Here is a 22,533-nt window from a genome sequence, read left to right as displayed (position 1 = left end):
GTATTTACTGGTAATTTAGCGGCTATTTTGTTATAGTTAAGACTTCTAAGAATAAATTATATATTATTGTTAATAATTAAAATATATTTTTAGAAAGGAATCATAAAATGTTTGATGAGAAAAAGGTTTTTTATGTATTAAAAAAATATTATGGCTTTGATACGTTTAGAGAAGGTCAGCTTGAAGTAATAAAAAATATATTAAATAATAAAGATACCTTTTCTCTTATGCCTACAGGAGCAGGAAAATCTCTCTGTTTTCAAATTCCTGCAATACTTTTTAGTGGAATTACAATTGTAATATCACCTCTTATATCGCTTATGAAAGATCAAGTTGATAATTTAAACGATATTGGAATAAAAGCTGAATTTATAAATAGTACTAAGAAATTATCAGAAATAGATAATATACTAGATAATATAAAAAATAGGAAAATAAAAATATTATATATTGCACCAGAGAGGCTTTCATCTGAAAACTTTAAAGATAAGATACGCTTATTAGATGTAAATCAGGTTGCAGTAGATGAAGCACATTGCGTATCACAATGGGGACATGATTTTAGAAGGAGTTATTTAAAGATAGCAGGTTTTGTTAAAAGCTTAAAAAAAAGGCCCGTTATTTCTGCATTTACAGCTACAGCTACAGATGAAGTAAGAAGAGATTTAGTAAATCTTTTAGAACTTAAAAATCCATATGTATTTTTAGGAAACATAAATAGAGAAAATTTATATTTAAATGTATTTATAGAACCATATAAACTTGAAGATGTTAAAAGCATAATATCAGAACATGAAGATGAATCTGGAATAATTTATTGTGCGTCAAGACGTGAAGTTGATGAGCTTTATAAATATTTAAATGAATTATCATATAGCGTATTAAAATATCATGGAGGTCTTTCTGATGAAGAAAAGGACTCTTATCAGGAATCATTTTTATATGATAAAAAGAATGTAATGATAGCTACAAATGCTTTTGGAATGGGAATTGATAAGTCAAATATAAGATTTATTGTTCATTTTACGATTCCTAAGAACATAGAAAGCTATTATCAGGAAATAGGAAGAGGCGGACGAGACGGTGAAAAATGCAGCTGTTATCTTTTTTATTCTGAAAATGATATTCCACGGATTGAATACATAATAAATAAGAGTTCGTCAATTAATAGACGAGAAATAGCACTTAAAAAATTTCAAAGTATGATAGATTACTGCAAGTTTAAAGAGTGTTATAGAAACTTTATATTAAATTATTTTGGAAATAAATATAAACTTACATATTGTATGAATTGCGGCAATTGTCTTAAAGATACAGAGCTTAAAGATTTTAGCAAAGAAAGTCAGATTATTTTATCGACTGTTTTTAGAACTAGAGAAAAATATGGTATTTCAATATTATGTGACATTTTAAAAGGCTTTAAAGGACCTAAAATTATTCAAAACAGGCTGTTTGAAATTACAACGTACGGACTTATGAAAGAGTATAGTACGTCATTTATAAAAGATCTTATAAAGAATCTTTTAAAGGATGGATTTGTTGATTTAAAAGAAGGCACATATTCTATGCTCAAGCTTAATAAACGTTCATATTCTCTTTTAAAGGGAAAAGAAAAAGCAGTATTTAAAATATTTGAAAAAGAGCAGAATATTTTAAATAAGGATTTATTTATGAAACTTAAATTATGGAGAAAAGAAAAAGCTTATAGTCAAAAAATAAAACCATATATTATTTTTTCAGATACAACGCTTATAGATATTTCTAATTTATGTCCAAAAACTCAGGATGAGCTTTTAAATATAAGGGGAGTTGGAGAAAAAAAGATAAAATCATATGGTGATGAAATACTTAAAATAATATCTGACTGATGCTTTTTAGTAAAGCTCAGTTAGATATTGTTCAAAGCATATGCCTTCGTTTTGAGGTGTATTTGTTAATGAAGTGTATTCAAGGCATTTTGATATAAAGTCAGATGCTTTTTTTACACTTTCTTTTAGTGGTGTTTTATTAAGAATATCAGCTGATATAATAGATGCAAAAGCATCACCAGTACCACATCTGCTATTATATTTTTTGTTAATAGTCACTTTAGAAAAGTTTTTATTCTTTTCATATATATAATTAGATATTTTATTATTAGATTCTACTCCTGTAATTATTACGACAGAAGGTCCAAGATTTGTAAGCTTTTCTGCTAAAATATGAATTTCTTCTTCTATAAAATTTTCCTTGTAATCTACATCAAGAAGAGTACATACTTCTGTAAGATTTGGAGTTATTACGTCTGCCATTTTTACAAGTTCTCTCATATTAATACACATTTCTTTATTATATGTGCTATATAATTCTCCGTTATCTCCCATTACTGGATCTACAATTACTTTAGTATTTTTAGTCTTAAAATATTTTATAAAATCTTTTACGATACTAATCTGTTTTTCAGATCCTAAAAATCCTGTATATATTCCATCAAATGACAAGTTTAATTCTTTCCAATTATTTATATAATTAGTCATATGATCAGTATAATCATTAAAATAAAATGATGGATATGCAGTATTTGCAGATAAAATTGCAGTTGGAAGAAGACAACATTCTATCTTCATCGCTGATATTATAGGAAGTGCTACGGCACATGAGCATCTGCCAAAACCAGTTATGTCATTTATAAGTGCTATTTTTTTTTGCTTTTGTGTGTTCATAAATTATCACCTTTTTTTTTAATATAAATATATTATATCATTATAATTTTACATAAGGCACAAGATTATAGAATTAAAGAAGAATATGAGTCAACTTAACTTTTATGATACGCTTATTTCATCATTAAAAATATGTTTATTATAAAAGATTTAAAAATTAGGAATACTGTCACCTTTTTAGTGAATATATTGTACTAAAAGGGGTGAGGATTTTATGAATTTTAAAGAGTTTATACAAAATGACAGAGAACTTAAAAACAATGAAAAGTTCCAAGGGACTTTTTTAGATTATCTAGATATTGTAAAGAAGAATCCTGAAGTTGCTAAATTAGCGCATAAGAGAATGTATGATATTATAATGAGCAAAGGAATGCAGGAATTTAAAGGTAGTGATAATCCAAGAATAAGAAAGATATATGGAAATGAAGTAATTAGAAAATATAATTTTTTTAAAGATGATTTTTTTGGAATAGATAAAGTTATTATGAAACTTGTAAATTATTTTAAGTCGGCAGCAATGAAAGGTGAAGAAGCAAGGCAGGTGTTATATCTTGTAGGGCCTGTTGGAGCTGGAAAATCATCTATTGTTGAAACATTAAAAAATGCTCTTGAAGATTGTGAACCAGTTTACGAGCTTAAAGGATGTCCTATGCACGAGGAACCACTTCACCTTATTCCAAAGCATTTAAGACCTAAATTTGAAAAACTTCTTAATGTTCAAATTGAAGGTGATTTATGTCCTGTGTGTAGATATAGGCTTATGCATGAATACAACGGGATTTATGAAGACTTTCAAGTTAGAAAAAGTGATTTCTCAATAAGATCTAGAAAAGGTGTAGGTGTAGTCCCTCCTGTTGATCCTAACAATCAAGATACTTCTATTTTAACAGGATCAATTGATATATCAAAAATGGATATGTATTCTGAAGATGATCCAAGAATATTTTCATTAAATGGTGCTTTTAATGTTGGAAATAGAGGGCTTGTTGAATTTATTGAAGTTTTTAAAAATGATGTTGAGTATCTTCATACAATAATAACTGCAACACAGGAAAAATCAATTCCATCTCCAGGAAAAGGTTCAATGATTTATTTTGATGGAGTAATAGTTGCACATTCTAATGAAGCTGAGTGGAAAAAATTCAAGTCAGATCATACAAATGAAGCTATTTTAGATAGAATAGTAAAGATTGAAGTTCCATACTGCTTAGAACTTGATGAAGAGGTTAAAATTTATAAAAAAATTCTAAAAAAGAGTGATTTTAAAGCGCATATTGCACCGCATACAATAGAGATAGCTGCAATGTTTGCTATACTTTCAAGACTTTCTCCATCTGTAAAAGCTGATCCTATGACTAAACTTAAAATATATAATGGAGAAGAAATTGTTGAGAAAGGTACTACTAAGAAAATAGATATTTTAGAACTTCGTGAAGAAGCAGGACAGTATGAAGGAATGAAAGGCATAAGTACAAGATTTATCATAAAAGCTATAGATAATGCACTTTCAGAATCTCAATATGACTGCATAAATCCATTATCAATAATGGAAAGCATAATAAAATCTGTAAAAGAGCTTGATATAGCTCAAGATGAAAAGAAAAAATATCTTGGATTTATTCAAGATACTATAAGAAAAGAATACAATAAAATTCTTGAAAAAGAAATTTCAAAGGCATTTATCCATTCTTATAGAGAACAAGCTGAAAGTTTATTTAATAATTATATAGATAATGCTGAAGCATTTGTAAATAGATCAAAGATAAAAGATACACAAACTGGTGAAGAATTAAATCCAGATGAAGAATTTATGAGGAATATAGAAGAGCAGATAGGAGTATATGATGCATCAGCTAAGGGATTCAGATCAGATGTAACCTCTTATATGTTCTATATTGTAAGAAAAGGTGAGAGTATAGATTACGAATCATATGAACCTTTAAAAGAAGCTATTGAAAAGAAACTTATTGCTTCTGTAAAAGATCTGTCAAGAATAATAACAAAATCTAAAGTAAGAAATAAAGAGCAGACTGAAAAATACAATTCTATGGTTGATGAGATGGTGAAAAATGGTTACTGCTCACACTGCTGTGATGTTGTGTTAAAATATGCTGCAAATAATTTATGGCGGGATTAATTTCGTATGGCAGTATTTAGAGATTACACACATAATAAAATTTATCATGACAGATCGATAGAAGATAGAAGAAGGCATAGGCAACTTGTTGAAAAATCAATTAAAGAAAATCTTGGTGATATATTATCAGAAGAGAGTATAGTTGGTGAGAGTAAAAATAAAAAGTTTAAGATACCTATTAAAGGAATAAAAGAATATCAGTTTATATACGGAAAAAATTCTAATGGAATTGCAACTGGTGTTGGAGACGAGAAGCGTGGGCAAAAAGTTGGAGATGGCAAAAAAAATGGGCAGAGTGGTCAAAAAGGTGCTGGAAACTCTGAAGGCGATGATGTATATGAAACAGAGATTACCTTAGAGGAGCTTATGGATTATATTTCAGAAGATCTTGACCTCCCTAATCTTGATAAAAAGAAGTATTCTGAAATTTTTACAGAAAACTGTGGAAGAAGAAAAGGCTATCAAAGACATGGAATAAGACCAAGACTTGCTAAAAAGAAGACTGTAATGAGTAAGATTGCAAGAAAGCAGAGTAAAAAAAGGGCATTAAAAGAAACAGGAAAAGATAATGATATTGAGAGATTTCCGTTTAAAGAAGATGATTTAAGATATTACAGAGTAAAATTAAAACCTAAAAGAGAGAGCAATGCAGTTATGATATTTATTATGGATGCATCAGGTTCTATGGATGTTACAAAAAAATATCTTGCACGTTCATTTTTCTTCGTATTAGCGGCATTTTTAAAGAGAAAATATAATAATATAGCTTTTGAATTCATTTATCATACAACAACTGCTAAAAGAGTAAATGAGTATGAGTTTTTTCACAAATCAGAATCAGGAGGGACTTATATATCAAGTGGTATATTAGAAGCTCTTAAAGTAATAAAAGAAGAATATCCTGTAAGCTCATGGAATGTATATAGTGTTTATGCAAGTGATGGAGATAACTGGTCTGAGGATAATGAAAAAGCTATAGAATCTGCTAGAAAGATATGCGATATAAGTAATATGTTTGGTTATGCAGAACTTCTTCCTTCAACTTATACAACAACTATGTATTATAAATTTGCTGATGAAATAAATAGCGATAAGTTTGTACCTGTAATAATTAAAGAAAAAAAAGATTTATGGGATGCACTTAAAAGTATGCTAAAAAAGGAACTGAAGGAGGATTAGGCAAATGAGCAGTATAAAAGATTTTGAAATGTGGAACGAAAAAATTGAAAAAAAAGCTACTCAGTATGGACTCAATTGTTATGCGCAGGAATTTGAAATTGTGGATTATAATGATATGATAGGATATGAATCATACGTTGGGATGCCATCAAGATATCCTCACTGGAGTTTTGGAAAAGCATATGAAAAGAATAAAACTTTATATTCTTTATCGTTTACTGGACTTCCATATGAAATGGTTATAAATTCTAACCCATGTCTTGCATATCTGATGAAGGATAATACACTTCTTCTTCAGATATTAACAATGGCACATGTGTATGGACATAATGATTTCTTTAAGAATAATAGACTTTTTAAAGAAGGAACAAACGCAGATTATACTTTAGAAATGTTTAGCCTTGATGCAAAGATAATACGTGAATATATAGATGATCCAAGTATAGGCTATGAAAATGTAGAAAGAATATTAGATGCTGCACATGCAATAAGATATCAGATAAATAGGACTTTAGGTTTAAAGAAGCTTTCGTGTGAAGAAATTAAAAATAATATTATCGATGACTATAGAAATAAAATTCAAAATAGAAATTTAATAAATAGCAATGATAAAATAGAATTTCCAGACATCGAAAAGATACCGATAGAACCTGAAGATGATGTTATGGGATTTATAATAAAATATGGAAAGCTAAGAGATTGGGAAAAAACAATTTTGAAAATAGTTAAAAGAGAAACTGAATATTTTATTCCTCAGATAGAAACAAAAATAATGAATGAAGGGTGGGCAAGTTATACTCATTATAATATTTTAAAACAGCTTGATTTAGATCAAGGATTGTATCTTGAATTTATAAAAAGGCATAATGATGTAATTGCACCGCTTATCGGAGGAATGAATCCATATTATGTTGGATTTAAGATCTTTGAAGATTTAGATAAAAAATATGGAAAAGAAAAAATATTTGAAGTAAGGGAAGTTGAACGTGATTCATCATTTTTAAGAAGATATTTAACAGAAGATTTATGTAGAAAGCTTAATCTTTTTGAATACAATATAAGAACGTTTGACACGGTAATAGATGAGATATCAGATAAAGATGGATGGAAAAAAATAAGGGATAAATTAAGCCTTTCAGTAGGAATGGGCAGTATCCCATATGTACGTGTAATTGATTTGAATAAAAAAGATTATACACTTACTCTTGAAAATGTATATGATGGGAGGAGCCTTGATATCACATATGCTAAGCATACGCTTATGTATATAGAGGAATTATGGGGACACAAAATAAGGCTTGTTACAAAAAATTCTGATAATGAAGAAGTTACTTTAATTTGTGATGAGGAAAAAAATATAGAGATAAAGTAATTTTAGTACTGCTGCATGAGCAAGATAAATTCTTCGTGTGCAGCAGTTATTTTTTGCAGCTATATATAAAATATGTAAATTAAAGTTTAATATTAATAAAATATAGCAAAAATAAGAATAACAATATATAATATATTATATAAATAAAAGCGAAAAAGAACGAAATATAACGAAAAATAGAAAATTGAAAGGAAAAGAGATGAAGAATAAATTATTAATAATTGGAACGGTAATTACATCGGTAATATATCTTTTTTGGAGAATATTTTTTACAATTCCTTTTGGATATGGAATTATTTCATTAATAGCTGCTTTTTATCTTCTTATAGTTGAGATTTTAGGAATGATCGAGGAATTTATACATTATCATAATATGTCATATATTGATTATCCTAAACTTACGGAAGATGAGCGTATATTGTCAAAAGATTTTCTGCCACATGTGGATGTATTTATAGCAACATATAATGAGCCTGTAGAACTTCTTTATAAAACAATTAATGGATGTATAAACATGGAATATCCAGATAAAGATAAAGTTCACATATACATATGTGATGATTCTAATAGAAAAGAAATGAGAAAATTAGCAAATCATATGGGAGTAAATTATTTAACACGAAAAGAGCATAAAGATGCTAAAGCTGGAAATTTAAATAATGCTCTTAAGAATTCATCATCACCTCTTATAGTCACTTTTGACGCTGATATGATACCAATGCATGATTTTTTAACTGCATGTGTTCCATATTTTATAAAAGATTTAAAAAATGCTCAAAAACTTGAAGATGAATATGGAATAAACGCTAGAAGAAACAGAAAAGGAAAGATAGGTTTTATTCAGACACCGCAAAGTTTTTATAATCCAGATCTTTTTCAGTATAATCTTTTTTCAGAATCTAGAATTCCAAATGAACAGGATTATTTCTATAGGGATATACAGGTATCAAGAAATAAAAGTAACTCCGTAATATATGGAGGTTCTAATACAATGATATCAAGGGAAGCGCTTATAGATGTAGGAGGATTTTATGTAAAGGCTATAACTGAAGATTTTGCTACAGGTATGAAGATACAGAGTAAAGGATATCTCTGTTATGCAATAGATGAGGTACATGCATCTGGACTTTCAGCAGAAGATTTAAAGGGACTTATTAAACAGAGACAGAGATGGGCAAGAGGATGTATTCAGACTGGAAGAAGACTTAATATTCTTTTTAGAAAAGGTCTTAATTTAAGTCAGAAGCTTAGTTATATGTCAGCTATTATGTATTGGTACAGTCCTCTTAAAAGACTCATATATATAATGGCTCCAATTTTATTTGCAGTATTTGGAGTAACAATATTTAAATGTAACATTGCGGAGGTACTTATCTTTTGGCTACCAATGTATCTTTTTAGTTCAGAATCATTAAAGCGTGTTTCACGTAACATAAGAACAACTAAGTGGACAAACGTATATGAAACAATACTTTTCCCAGCATTGTTTTTCTCTGTTCTTTTAGAAACATTTGGAATATCACAGAATAAATTTGCTGTAACAAGAAAAGGAGGAGCACTTCAGGATAGAAATTATCAGTTAAAACAGGCAGCTCCTCATATTGTACTTGCTATATTATCAATAATAGGAATTATAAATTGCATCAAATGGACATTCATATTAGGGACACCTGCCTATCTTGTTTTATTATTCTGGCTTGTTACTAATTTTTATAATATTTTTATGTCAATATTCTTTATGCTTGGAAGACAGGCTTTTAGAAAATCAGAAAGAATGAATGTAAAAACAGAATGCAGTATATTGTTTGAGAAAAGAAAAATAAAATGTATGACAAAAGATATTTCTGAAGGAGGAGTTTCTGTAATTTTAGATGATCCTTTTTATATTCCTTATGATAAAAGTGTGAAGCTTAAAGTGTCAACAGAAAGATATACAGCTATATTTGATGCTTCAGTTGTTCATGCTGCTAAGATAGAGGATAAATGGAAATTTGCTTTTAAGATTGAAGATATAGATGAGGATAATTATAAAAATCTTTTGGGAATAATATATGATAGAGTTCCATCACTTCCAAGTAAGATAAGCAAGAGCAATAGTATTTTTGATGATATTAGATTAAATGTATTAAAAAGGGGTAAGAAGACTATCTTATTTAATAGAAAGCTGCCAAGAATTTCTATGTATAAAAAGATTTCTATAAATGGTTATAATGATGCAGTGATTTTAAATTTTAATTATCAATATATAGTTTTAAAATTCGATATGTTATCTAAAAATTCTGACTATTTAGAAATTAAAATTTCTGATGAATTAGTACTTCAGTGTGAAAAGAGCATGATTAAATATAATGGAGAAGAAAATGAAAAAGACTTTCTTATATATATATTTGAAGTTAAAAATTATAAATCAATATTTATAAATGAAAATAGTGAAGCAGATTTATTTAAATGGCTTAAAACGGATAACTTTAATGATGAGGAAAACACGATAAAAGATGATTCTGAGTTTAATGAAATGAATTATTTAAATGCATAGGAGAAGAAGAATGAATATAAAAAATTTAAAAAGATTCACTATTTTGCTTATAGCTGTTTTCTTTATTAGTTTTAAAAATGTTTATGCAGAGAATAAGCCTAATATAGATTTATCGGAGCCTAAAACATATGATTTTAAAGTTTCATATGTTACTGATGGAGAAAAAGTTACTTTATCACAAGATGATGCTTCTTTATATAATATTGATATAGATACTAGAGTTTTACAGTCAGGATATTACAGTGCTTCATTTGAAACGGAAATAAATGAAGATATTTCTATTTATAAAGGTATTGCACTTTATTTTAAAAATGATTCTGATGAGGAAATAAGAATTAATTTTGATATTCAGTCAACTGATGGAAAAATATATAAGGTGCAGGATGAAAAGATTGTATGCATTCAGGATAATGGATCTTTTATAGAAAGAGAATTTGCAGAAAACGGAAGCTTTAAACTTTCTGAAGAATTTAATGGAATAGTATATGTGCCTTTTGATTCTTTTAGTAATGAAGAAAGCTTCTACTCTTCATTATCATCTGCTTCAATTTTTAGACTTATTACAGTAACAAAAGAGGAAAGCAGACAAAAACTTTCAATTGGAGAGTTATCATTTATTAATTCAACTGATAATGAGTTTATTTTTGATTCCAATATAAAATTTTTTGGAGACAGAGAAGTTCAGATACCAATCGATGGAGAGAGTATAGCAGAGTATAAACTTTCTGATAATAGTGGACTTGATAGAAAATTAAATACAAAATATGAACTTTTAGATGATTTATCAGATGCATCTATTACAGATGATGGAAAGCTTACGGTTTTTCCAGATGCAGATGAAAAAAAGATTCGAATTATAGCTAAAATAGATGAAATGATAAGTCAGGAAATAGATGTAGATTTAGTAAAGTCATGGACAACTAAAGTTGATGGTGCGGACATGATAAAAAAAGAAAGTGATGAAAATCAGATATTAAATATATATAATAGTTTACTTTTCAATAAATATGTATTGTATTTTTTAAGAATTACTGCAATATGTATTCCTATTTTAATTTTTAGAAGATATTATCTATGGAAGAAAAATAAATAAAATTCATTGAATTTGGCAAGGAGGAAAAATGCTTTTTTCTACTATAACATTTATATTTTACTTTTTACCATTAGTACTCATACTTTATTATATTTTTTTCTTTTCACGTAAACTTCAAAATGCAGTACTTCTTATTTTTAGTCTTGCATTCTATTCATGGGGTGAAGGAAAAAGAATGCTTCTTATGGTTTTTTCTATAGTGATAAATTATATAGCAGGTATTTTAATAGATAAGCTTAAAAAGAATAAAAAAGCGTCCAAATTTATACTTATATTAGCATGTATTTTGAATTTAGGAATGCTTTTTATATTTAAATATCTTGGATTTGTCTTTAGAAATATTAATGAAATGTATCCATCTTTTTCACTTACAGTTCCTAAGATAATACTGCCTATAGGAATTTCATTTTTTACATTTCAGGCATTATCATATGTAATTGATGTATATAATTCTAAAGTAAAAGTTCAGAAAAATATTTTCTATTTAGGACTTTACATATCATTTTTTCCACAGCTTGTTGCTGGACCTATCGTTAGATATTCAGATATAGAAGAGGGAATTTATAATAGAAAAGAAGATTTAAAAAAATTCTCAGTAGGATGCTGCAGATTTATTATAGGACTTTGTAAAAAAGTACTTATATCAAACAGCATGGCAATAATTGCTGACAGAGTTTTTAACATGAGTGCAGAAGGGACAATTCCAATAACACTTGCATGGCTTGGCTCAATTTCATATACGCTTCAAATATTTTTTGACTTTTCAGGTTATTCTGATATGGCAATAGGACTTGGACTCATGTTTGGATTTAAATTTAATGAGAATTTTAATTATCCATACATATCAAAATCTATTACTGAATTTTGGAGAAGATGGCATATATCATTAAGTTCATGGTTTAGAGATTACGTTTATATTCCGCTTGGAGGCTCAAGAGTAAACAATAAAGATAAGCTTATAAGAAATATTTTCGTTGTATGGGTGCTTACAGGAATATGGCATGGAGCTGAATGGACATTCATAATATGGGGATTTTTAAATTTTGTATTTATTGCATTAGAAAAGATTTTTAATTTTGAGAAGTTAAAAATAAATAATATTATAAAGCATATATATGCTCTATTTATAATAAATATTGGCTGGGTTTTATTTAGAGCACCAAATCTTATTGAAGCTGGAAAATATATTTCTAATATGTTTATGATAAGACTTAACACTAATTGGAGTGATTATTCATTTATGTTTATTAAAGAAAATCTTGTTTTCTTTGCTTTAGCAATAATATTTTCAACTCCAATAGCTAGAAGAATAAATAAATTTTTAGTAGAAAAGTCTGATGAAAATGTATTAGTATCTATGTTCTATCCAGTTGTTATGATGATGATATTTATTATATGTATAAGCTATTTAGTAAAGGGCACATATAATCCGTTTATTTATTTCAATTTCTAAGAAGGAGGATACAAATGGAGAGATTTTTTATTAAAAAATATATAACAGCAGCATTATTTGTTATTTTTATTGTTTCCTTCTCAATTTTAAATTTTATAAATTCGTATTCCGAGATATATGAAGATGTTAATAAGAATGTATCGTGCAGTAAAAGTATTCAGGAAACAATAAAATCAGCAGAAGATATTATAAATGATAATATATTAGGTAAATATATATTTGTTGAAGAATATGGTTATCTTCAAAAGCTTATCGGAAAAAATGAAGAAAATAATTTTGAAGTTATAAAGGATAAGCAAGGAAAGCTTCATTATACATTTTTTACAACAGGCCCTAATCCTGTTAACAGTATAGTTAAAAATACGTATGATTTTAAAAATAATATAGAAAATGAAGATACAAAGTTTATATATATAATGCCTCCTGATAAATTTGTAAGAGGATATACAACACTTTCAACTAGGATACCATACAATTATAATAATGAAACAGCAGATAATTTTTTAAGACAGCTTGATTTCTATAAAATAAATAATATTGATCTTAGAGAGAATCTTTTAGAAGCTCCAATACCGCATGATAAACTCTTTTATAATACAGATCATCATTGGAGCACTAATACGGCATTTTGGGAAACAAAACAGATTGTAAAAAAGATTCAAGAAATGTATGATATAAATCTTGATGAAAATAATTATTATATGAATGATGAAAATTATAACTTTTTAGAATATAAGAATTCATATTTAGGATCTATGGGAAGAAAAACAGGAATGAGCTATAGCACAGTTGACGATTTTACTCTTATTTATCCTAAGTTTAAAACATCATATACATTATATGCAAAGACTAAGATTGATGAATTTTCAATAAACGGAAGATTTGAAGATGCATTAATAAGTAAATATGCATTTAAAGATGGAAGATCATATTATGAACTTGAAGCAGATATGTATTCATCATATTTGTTTGGAAATAGAGGAATTATTCATATAACAAATGAAGAAAACAAAAATGGACCTAAGATTCTTTTTGTAAAAGATTCATTTGCTGTTCCTGTTGCAGCATTTATGTCAACAATGTGTTCAGATGTATATCTAATTGATCCTAGATATTTTGAAGGAAATATTCAGGATTATGTTAATAGTGTAAAGAATCTTGATTTTGTTTTTGTATTATTTTCACCAGAAGATCTTACAGAGGACTTTTTCAAATTTAATAATAACTAGAGAGGTATTACTTTATGAAAAAAAGAGCAATTATAATTTTAAGCATAAGCTGTTTTTTAATAATTTCTATAATATGTATTCTTTATTTTTATAATAGACCTAAAAAAAATGAGGTTAAATTTACTTCATGTATGAATATTGGAAATGCACTTGAAGCTCCAAAAGACATACCATGGGATGTACAAATTAATGATAAATATTTTGATGATATAAAGGATGCTCACTTTGACGCAGTAAGGCTTCCTATAAGATTTTCAGATTATGCAAAAGACTCTCCTAAATACATTCTTGATGAAGAATTTATGCAGAAGATAGATCATTATATAAATTATGCGCTTAAATGTGATTTGAAAGTTATAATAGATATGCATCATTTTGAAGAGATAATGGATGATCCTTATGGATATAAAGAATGTTTTTTAAGCATGTGGAAACAGATATCTGAAAGGTATAAAGATTATCCAGATGAATTGATGTTTGAAATTTTAAACGAACCTCGCGATAATTTAAACGGAGATATATGGAATACTTTTTTAAATGATGCAATAGAGATTGTAAGAGAAAAAAATAAAAATAGAATAATAATTGCAGGCCCTGATAATTATTATTCTGCAGATAGATTAAATTCTTTAGTGCTTCCTAAAGATGATAATAATATAATTGTTTCATTTCATTATTATGAACCTAATGAAGTGACATTTCAGGGAAGTGAGAACCATGAAGGTTTTGAAAATTTAAAAAATATTGAATGGAGTGGCACATATGATGAAAAAAGAGAAATAAGGAATAAGTTTTATATAGCACAGGAGTATGGAAAGCAAAATAACAAAAAAGTTTTCCTTGGGGAATTTGGTGTAAATAAAAAAGCACCAGAGGAAACTAGAGAAAAATGGGTAAAAGAGGTAAGAGAGCAAGCTGAAAAAAGTGGATTTAGTTGGGCATATTGGGAACTGGCATCTGAATTTGGTATATATGATAAAGAGGATTATTCATGGAATCAGCAAATGCTTGATGCATTATTAAGTAACTGATTCATACTAATATTTGACAAATCAAAAGAAAAATATTAAAATAGCATTGTTCAATTAATGAACGATGCTATTTTTTAGGGGTGGGAAGTTATGTTAGATGATAAGATAAAAGTAATACAGGCACTAAATGATGATTTTAATATAAGTCAAAGAAAACTTGCAAAAAAAGTTAATATGTCACTTGGAAAAGTTAATAAAATTCTTCATGAATTTACAGAAGAAAACTTTATAGAGAGGGCTATAATTAATAATAAAATCCTTTATAAAGTAACAGAAAAAGGTATGAAATTTTTAGAAAAAGAAATTTTATGTTCAAAAGATAGTAGAATTAATCTGCATGAAAAGAATAAAAAAGTAGTAAAAGAGGCAGTTATATTAGCTGCAGGAAAAACTAAATGCTTTGATATACCAATAGGTCTTTTAGAAGTTCAAGATACATGTATTATAAACAGAATAATAGATATACTTAAAGACAGTGGTATAAATAAGATAGTTATTGTTACAGGATATAAGAGTAGTCTTTATGAAAAAAAATTTAAAGATTACAATAATATAAAAATTGTGAAGAATGATTTATATAAATGGACAGGTACTATGTATTCACTTTCTTTAGCTAAAAAATATATTGATGATGATTTCCTTTTAATTGAAAATGATCTTATTTTTGAAAAAAGGGCTATAAAAGATTTAGTAGAAGATGAAAATAGAGATTCGATTTTAATAACGAGCGAAAGCGGATCAGGCGATGAAGCCTTTGTAGAAATAAAAAATAATCATTTGTTTAAAATGTCAAAGGATATACATCAATTTAATAAAATAGATGGAGAAATGATAGGAATTACAAAAATATCTCTTAAATTATATAAGATGATGCTTGAAGAATATAAAGATAACGTTAATCCATATCTGAATTATGAATATATGCTTCTTGATGTATCGAGAGATTATAATATAGGGTATATAAAAATAGATGATCTTATATGGTGTGATGCTGATGGAGAAGATAAATATGAAAAAATAAAAGATTTCTTGTATCCTACAATAAAAAGGAGAGAAAAAAGTTATGAGATTGATACTATAAAAAAAATAATGATAAATGCATTTAATATAAAAAATTCAGAAAATATACTTATTTCACCTGCAGGAGGAATGACAAATTTAAATTATAAAGTAAAAGCAGATAATAAAGAGTATATTTTAAGAATACCAGGAGCTGGAACAGATGAAATTATAGACAGAAAAAACGAGATGTTTAATTCTGCTATTGCATCTGAAAAGGGATTTAATGTAGGTATTAAATATTTCAATGTTGAGACAGGAATAAAAATTTCTGATTATATAAATAATGCAGAAACTTTAACTACAAGAAGTTTAAAGAAAGAGGAAAATTTATTTAAAATATTAAAGATTTTAAAAAGTCTTCATAATAGCAGAGATTTTCATATGGGAAATGAATTTAATGTATTTAGCGAGATTAAAAAATATGAGGATATAATAAGAAAAAATAAGATGCCATATTATAATGGTTATAATAAATTAAGTCCTATAATAGATAAATTTAAAAATATAGTTGAAAATATAGGAGTAAAAAAAGTACCATGCCACAATGATCTTGTTTCAGAAAATATTATACGAGATAGTGATGGAAGAATATATTTAATAGATTGGGAATATAGTGGATTTAATGATAAAATGTGGGATTTAGCGGAGCTTTCTCTTGAAAATGAATTTTCTGATGATGATAATGAACTTATGTTTATAATTTATTTTGATAAAAAAGGAATATCGAATCAGGATAAAACTAAGTTTAATATTTATAAAATTCTTCAGGATATATTATGGTCATTATGGACAATAATAAAGGAATCTGAAGGAGTTGATTTTGGAGATTATGGTATAAAAAGACTTAGAAGAGCTGCTATGAATATAAATAAAATAATTGAATAAATCAATTATTTTATTATACACTGAATTTGAATATAATTCCTATAATTGCTGAAATTATAATATAAAATATAGGATGAATATCAAATTTTTTCATAGCTACATAAAGTATAAATGCAAGAATAAGACCTTTTATAAAAAATAAATCTGTGAGGTTTCTATGTGCTTTATAAAGATCAATATGTAATAAAGTAATTTTTATTACAGAAAATAATGCTGTAGCTATAAGTGCAGTTGATGCAGGTCTTAATCCATAAAAAGCATTTTGGACAATCTTTGAATTTTTAAATTTATTAAGCATTTTTGCTACGAATATTATTATGATAACAGATGGAAAAACTAAAGATAAAGAAGCTACTATACTTCCAGGTACTCCAGAAGTAATATATCCAACATAAGTTGACATATTGACTCCAAGAGGACCTGGAGTAGATTCAGATATAGCAATAAGGTTAGAAATATCTGCTGATGTAAACCAATTTGTTTTCTCACCAATTTCAATTAAAAATGGAAGAGTAGCAAGACCTCCACCTACTGAGAAAAGACCAGTTTCAAAGAAATTTATAAATAGCAATAAGTATATCATTTATTTATCACCTTTTCAATTTGTTTTATTAATATTCCTAAAAGTCCTGCCAAAACTACAAGTATTGATGTAGATATATTTGTAAGTATCGCTAATAGTAAAATTGTTATAAAAATAATAAGAGACATTTTGTCTACTATTGATTTTTTTCCTAATTTTATTATAGCCTTTAATATTAATACGCATACACATACACGTATTCCTGCAAAAGCATCTTTAACTATAGTATATTTAGTAAAATTTTTAAGAAAAGCTGCAATCACAATTATAATAATAATTGATGGGAAAATAACTCCGAGCGTTGCAGCTATAGCACCTAAAACACCTTTCTTTTTATAACCTATAAATGTTGCAGTATTTACAGCAATTACGCCAGGAGTACATTGTCCTATTGCATAGTAGTCCATAAGTTCTTCTTCTGTTACCCAGTGTTTATTATCAACAACTTCTTTTTGGAGAATAGGGAGCATTGCATATCCTCCACCAAATGTAAATGCTCCAATGCGCATAAAAACAATAAACAAATCAAGTAAACATTTCATAAAGTGAAAACCTCCATAAATTTAAAATCTGCTACTTATGATTATTTTTAATAGATTTTTTATGTTTATTTTTATAATTATGATAAACTCTGTTTTTTGGGGCATATCCGATAAGGCAGTTAGGCCCATTGCCGATTAAATCTTCTCTATGTGCTTTTATAAGAGCTTTTTTTACTGTATCATAATTTCTTGGCATTCCAAATTGTATAAGAGCTCTTTGCATTGCTTTTTCTTCCTGAGTTTTTGGAACATAAACCTTTTTTGAAGTAAGCGGATTTATACCTGTATAATACATAGTTGTTGAAAGACTTCCTGGTGTTGGATAAAAGTCCTGTACTTGTTCTGGTGTATATCCCATTTTCTTTATGTATTCAGCAAGTTCAATTGCTGCATTTAAGTCTGAACCAGGATGTGAACTCATAAGATAAGGAACAAGGTATTGTTTCATATTTAATTTATGATTTATATCAAAATATTTTTTTACAAATCTATCATAAATATTTCTTGTAGGTTTACCCATCTCATTTAAAACTCGTGGAACTACATGTTCTGGTGCAACTTTAAGCTGACCACTTATATGATGTTTACATAATTCTTTAAAAAAGTCATCGTTTTTATCATGTATCAAGTAGTCATATCTTATACCTGATCTTATAAATACTTTTTTTATTTTTGGAAGTTCACGCACTTTCTTTAATAGAGAAAGATATTCTGAGTGATCTATTATTAAATTTTTACATGGAGCAGGGAACATACAATGTTTAGTTTTACATGTTCCATAAGTTTCTTGTTTTTTACACGCTCTATGCCTAAAGTTTGCAGTAGGACCTCCAATATCATTAATATATCCTTTAAAATCCTTAAGATTAGTTAAAAGCTTAGCTTCACCTATTATTGATTCTTGACTTCTATTTTGAATAACTCTTCCTTGATGAAAGGTAAGTGCACAAAATGAACATGAACCAAAGCAGCCTCTATGGCTTGTTATTGAAAATTTTACTTCTTTTATTGCTGGAATTCCACCGTCTTTTTCATATATTGGATGGTATGTTCGCATATATGGAAGATTATAGACAAAATCCATTTCTTCCTGAGTAAGATTTTCTTGAGGAGGATTTTGTACAAGATATCTATCTCCATATTTTTGAATAACAGTTTTTCCTGTTATAGAATCCTGTTCATAATATTCAAGCTTATAAGATTCTGCATAAGCCATTTTATCTGTTGAAACTTCTTCAAAGGATGGGACTAATATGTAATCTTTTATATTTTCAATATCTTTTGTAACATAACATGTTCCACGAACAGATTTTATGTTCTTTAAATTAGCACCATAGCGTAGTAATTCTGCTATTTGTATTATTGTTTTTTCGCCCATTCCATACATTAGAAGATCTGCATTTGAATCTATAAGTACACTTCTTCTTATTTTGTCATCCCAATAATCGTAATGTGCAAATCGTCTTAAAGAGGCTTCTATTCCGCCTATAGCAATAGGAACATCTTTATAAGCTTCTTTAATTTTGTTACAGTATACTATAACTGCTCTATCTGGTCTTTTACCAGATTTTCCACCTGGTGAATATAAATCATCATGTCTTCTTTTTTTTGCAGCAGTATAGTGATTTACCATTGAATCTATGTTACCTGAATTTACTAGAAAGCCATATTTAGGTTTTCCAAGTTTAACAAAGTCATCTGTGCTGTGGTAATCAGGCTGTGCTATAATTCCTACAGTAAAGCCTTGAGATTCCAAGACTCTTCCTATTATTGCGGTTCCAAAAGAAGGATGGTCAACATAGGCATCACCTGTTACAATTATAAAGTCTAGCATATCTATATTTCTTTTTATCATATCATCTTTACAAATTGGTAAAAATTGAGTACCGAGTTTCATAATATATTAACTCCAATTCTTTAATATTCTTCAAATTGATATTATCATATGGAACAGTACTTTACAAATGATAAAATAATATTGCCTTTTTTGATTGTTGTAATATAATAATTAGTAGGTGTAAATAAAATTTTGATTTATAAGGAGTGAATAAGATGGAGGATGGACCTCAAAGTATTAATTATCATACGGAAAATTTTAATATGTACAGGCAGAATAAAAATTCTCACATCTTTTTTATAACTTATATTTAAGATTATATTTTAGATAGTTTTTTCTTTCTGCTTATTAATAAGGAGGAAATTATGAAAAAGCTATCTTTATTTTTATTTTCTGATGTGCTTGGAAAAAAAGTATATGATGAATTTAATGATGTTTTAGGAATATTAAAAGATATATATGTTACGACAGAGGATGGTTATCCAAGAGTAATAGGATATAAATTAAAAAGGGACGGGGTAATGCTCTACTACGAGTTTAGAGATATCCAGTTTATTCAAAATGATGGAAGAGTAAAGATAAGAACTAAAGGCAGTAAAGAAATCCTTCCTATGAATTACACATATCTTTTATCAGAAAATTTATTAGATAAAAAGATAGTAGATATTGATGGGAAAAAAGTAGTACGAGTAAATGATTTAAGAATAGCTAAAATCACAGGAGAATATAGAGTAGTAGCTGTTGAAACCGGTCCACTTGCAAGATACAGAAGACTTAAGATTGCAGGATTTATGAAGTTTTTTTATAAAATGCTTGGATGGGATTACGAAGACAGAGTTTTAATGTGGGATGATGTTGAATCTGTTGAAATGGTTGATAATAATTTAAAAATAGTAGTTCCATATAAGAAACTTTCAACCATGCATCCAGCAGATCTTGCCGATATATTAGAAGAACTTGATTCACAGTCAAGAAAAAAGGTATTAGAATCTCTTGATGAAGATCTTGCAGCAGATACATTAGAAGAGATAGATTCTGAATATAAAGGAGAAATTATAAAAGGACTTTCAGAAACAAGAAAAGCTGAAGTACTTGAAAACATGGCAACAGATGAAATTGCTGACCTTTTAGATGACTTAGATGACGAGGAACGTGAAAAGATTCTTGTTAATCTTGAAAAAGAGGATGCAGATGAAGTTAAAGAACTCCTTCAGTATGAAGATGAAACTGTAGGAAGTATAATGAGTAAGGAATTTATTTCTGTAAATTTAAATATAACAATTGGTGATGTTATTGATGTATTAAAAGAAATGAAACCAGACGAAGAAGAGATGTATTATATATGTATTACAGATGAGTATGGGGTTTATTCTGGAATTTTAAGATTAAATGATATAATTTTAAATGATAAGAAAGTTTTAGTAAAAGATGTTATGGATACATCTGTTTCAACTGTTAAAAATGAAGATAATATAGATAAAGCAATAAAGACAGTTGCTAAATATGATCTTTTATCTGTCCCAGTAGTAGATGAAGAAGAAAAATTAATAGGTATTGTTATAATACATGATATTATAGATGAATTTTTATATCCTCTATGGAAGAAAAAAAATTAAAAAAATGTGTTGACTTTTACTTTATTAGGAATATAATAAAAATATAAAGTATATCAAATCAGTCTGAATTAAAAACGTAGAAAAAGGAAAGTAGTATAAATTAAGATTTCAGAGAGAGAAGTTATGGTGTGAGCTTCTTATTAAAATTTATATGAAGTGCCCTTTGGAGTTGAAATCTGAAAGTTTAGTAAGGTTCTCCGGGTTCGCCCGTTATAGTGATATGGTATTTTAAATTTAAGTACCTGATGAGAGGGATTTATCCAATTTAGAGTGGAACCGCGAATATTACTTCGTCTCTATAGTATTTAGAGAACGGAGTTTTTTTATATTTAAATTTATTTAGGAGGGACAACAATGATTTATAATGGAGTATTAGAGTTAATAGGTAACACACCAATTTTAAAATTAAACAATTTTGCAAAGGATGAGAATATAGCAGATGTTTATGTAAAGCTTGAAAAGTTTAATCCAGGAGGAAGTGTAAAAGACAGAGCTGCACTTGGAATGATTGAAAAGGCTGAAAAAGATGGAAGATTAAAACCTGGTTATACAATTGTTGAACCAACAAGTGGAAATACAGGAATAGGATTAGCTTTTATCGGTAAACTAAAAGGTTATAAAGTAATTATAGTAATGCCAGAAACAATGAGTAAAGAAAGAAGAGATTTAATAAAAGCATATGGCGCCGAGCTTATATTAACAGATGGTAGCAAAGGAATGAAAGGTGCAATTGAAAAAGCTACTGCAATAGGAAACAAAGATGGATACTTTGTACCACAGCAGTTTGAAAATGAAGCAAATCCTCAAAAGCACTATGAGAGTACAGCAGAAGAGATATTTAAAGATATTCCAGATCTTGATGCATTTGTTGCAGGAGTTGGAACAGGAGGAACAGTTATAGGAATAGCTGAAAACTTAAAGAAGAAGAATAAAAATATAAAAGCAATTGCAGTTGAACCTGAAACTTCAGCAGTTTTAAGTGGAGAAAATCCAGGAGGACATAAAATTCAAGGTATAGGAGCTGGTTTTATTCCTTCGATTTATAAAAAAGAATTTGTTGATGAAGTAATAAAAGTATCAGATGAAGATGCAATAAATACAGCACGTGATTTTGTTAAATATGAAGGAGTTTTAATTGGAATATCATCTGGAGCCGCTGTCTATGCTGCTATATCTTATGCAAAGAAACTTGGAAAAGGAAGAAAGATATTAGCAATAGCCCCAGATGGTGGAGAAAAGTATATTTCCATGGGAATATATAACTAAGTCTCATTAT

General features: G+C 27.8%; 16 protein-coding genes and 1 other annotated feature. Of the genes, 12 read left to right on the top strand and 4 right to left on the bottom strand.

Going from position 1 to position 22,533, the window contains the following annotated elements:
- Window positions 1–107 precede the first annotated feature (107 nt).
- Complete coding sequence (gene recQ, locus MTX53_RS10955) at window positions 108–1,868, top strand: DNA helicase RecQ (RefSeq protein WP_244833819.1); 1,761 nt, start codon at window positions 108–110, stop codon at window positions 1,866–1,868.
- A gap of 6 nt (window positions 1,869–1,874) precedes the next feature.
- Here recQ and MTX53_RS10950 read toward each other — a convergent pair whose 3' ends face one another.
- Window positions 1,875–2,702 carry a pyridoxamine kinase gene (locus MTX53_RS10950; protein WP_244833818.1) on the bottom strand — a complete coding sequence of 276 codons (828 nt, stop codon included), beginning with the start codon at window positions 2,700–2,702 and terminating at the stop codon, window positions 1,875–1,877.
- 214 nt (window positions 2,703–2,916) lie between these two features.
- Between MTX53_RS10950 and MTX53_RS10945 the strand changes: the two genes are divergently transcribed.
- The 9 genes from MTX53_RS10945 (at window position 2,917) to MTX53_RS10905 (ending at window position 16,679) form a co-directional block, all read left to right on the top strand.
- Window positions 2,917–4,839: a PrkA family serine protein kinase gene (locus MTX53_RS10945; protein WP_244833817.1), complete on the top strand. Its 1,923-nt coding sequence runs from the start codon at window positions 2,917–2,919 to the stop codon at window positions 4,837–4,839.
- A gap of 6 nt (window positions 4,840–4,845) precedes the next feature.
- A complete protein-coding gene (locus tag MTX53_RS10940) occupies window positions 4,846–6,018 on the top strand; it encodes a YeaH/YhbH family protein (protein ID WP_244833816.1) in 1,173 nt (390 codons plus the stop codon).
- Window positions 6,019–6,022: 4 nt separating this feature from the next.
- Window positions 6,023–7,390 carry a SpoVR family protein gene (locus MTX53_RS10935; protein ID WP_244833815.1) on the top strand — a complete coding sequence of 456 codons (1,368 nt, stop codon included), beginning with the start codon at window positions 6,023–6,025 and terminating at the stop codon, window positions 7,388–7,390.
- Between the two features lie 199 nt (window positions 7,391–7,589).
- The gene (locus tag MTX53_RS10930; protein ID WP_244833814.1) at window positions 7,590–9,926 is read left to right on the top strand and encodes a glycosyltransferase; all 2,337 of its coding nucleotides are present in this window, start codon (window positions 7,590–7,592) and stop codon (window positions 9,924–9,926) included.
- Between the two features lie 10 nt (window positions 9,927–9,936).
- The gene (locus MTX53_RS10925) at window positions 9,937–11,019 is read left to right on the top strand and encodes a hypothetical protein (RefSeq protein WP_244833813.1); all 1,083 of its coding nucleotides are present in this window, start codon (window positions 9,937–9,939) and stop codon (window positions 11,017–11,019) included.
- Window positions 11,020–11,047: 28 nt separating this feature from the next.
- The gene (locus MTX53_RS10920) at window positions 11,048–12,472 is read left to right on the top strand and encodes an MBOAT family protein (RefSeq protein WP_244833812.1); all 1,425 of its coding nucleotides are present in this window, start codon (window positions 11,048–11,050) and stop codon (window positions 12,470–12,472) included.
- A 14-nt stretch (window positions 12,473–12,486) separates the two neighbouring features.
- Window positions 12,487–13,701, top strand: coding sequence for a hypothetical protein (locus MTX53_RS10915; protein ID WP_244833811.1), 1,215 nt, complete (start codon window positions 12,487–12,489; stop codon window positions 13,699–13,701).
- Between the two features lie 14 nt (window positions 13,702–13,715).
- Complete coding sequence (locus MTX53_RS10910) at window positions 13,716–14,732, top strand: glycoside hydrolase family 5 protein (protein ID WP_244833810.1); 1,017 nt, start codon at window positions 13,716–13,718, stop codon at window positions 14,730–14,732.
- A gap of 90 nt (window positions 14,733–14,822) precedes the next feature.
- On the top strand, window positions 14,823–16,679 hold the full coding sequence (locus MTX53_RS10905) for a phosphotransferase (RefSeq protein WP_244833809.1): 1,857 nt from the start codon (window positions 14,823–14,825) through the stop codon (window positions 16,677–16,679).
- A 13-nt stretch (window positions 16,680–16,692) separates the two neighbouring features.
- On the opposite strand, the gene MTX53_RS10900 is transcribed toward MTX53_RS10905, so the two are convergent.
- From MTX53_RS10900 to MTX53_RS10890, 3 genes are read right to left on the bottom strand one after another with little or no spacing between them, the layout of a single operon-like run.
- The gene (locus tag MTX53_RS10900) at window positions 16,693–17,262 is read right to left on the bottom strand and encodes a chromate transporter (RefSeq protein WP_244833808.1); all 570 of its coding nucleotides are present in this window, start codon (window positions 17,260–17,262) and stop codon (window positions 16,693–16,695) included.
- Entirely contained in the window at window positions 17,259–17,804 is a 546-nt protein-coding gene (locus MTX53_RS10895; RefSeq protein ID WP_244833807.1) for a chromate transporter, read from the bottom strand. Before MTX53_RS10895 ends, MTX53_RS10900 begins: the two co-directional genes overlap by 4 nt.
- A 31-nt stretch (window positions 17,805–17,835) precedes the next feature.
- Entirely contained in the window at window positions 17,836–19,701 is a 1,866-nt protein-coding gene (locus MTX53_RS10890) for a YgiQ family radical SAM protein (RefSeq protein ID WP_244833806.1), read from the bottom strand.
- A gap of 305 nt (window positions 19,702–20,006) precedes the next feature.
- Here MTX53_RS10890 and MTX53_RS10885 point away from each other — a divergent pair, with 305 nt between their 5' ends.
- Together MTX53_RS10885 and cysK are read left to right on the top strand one after the other, a co-directional pair.
- Entirely contained in the window at window positions 20,007–21,257 is a 1,251-nt protein-coding gene (locus MTX53_RS10885) for a CBS domain-containing protein (protein ID WP_244833805.1), read from the top strand.
- Window positions 21,258–21,325: 68 nt separating this feature from the next.
- Window positions 21,326–21,558, top strand: a binding site (T-box leader).
- A gap of 53 nt (window positions 21,559–21,611) precedes the next feature.
- Entirely contained in the window at window positions 21,612–22,523 is a 912-nt protein-coding gene (gene cysK / locus MTX53_RS10880; protein WP_244833804.1) for a cysteine synthase A, read from the top strand.
- Window positions 22,524–22,533: the final 10 nt, after the last annotated feature.

It is taken from the genome of Clostridium sp. BJN0001, from assembly GCF_022869825.1.
Classification (GTDB): domain Bacteria; phylum Bacillota; class Clostridia; order Clostridiales; family Clostridiaceae; genus Clostridium.
Note: the sequence above shows the minus strand (reverse complement) of the source record. Positions and strands in the feature narration are given on the sequence as shown.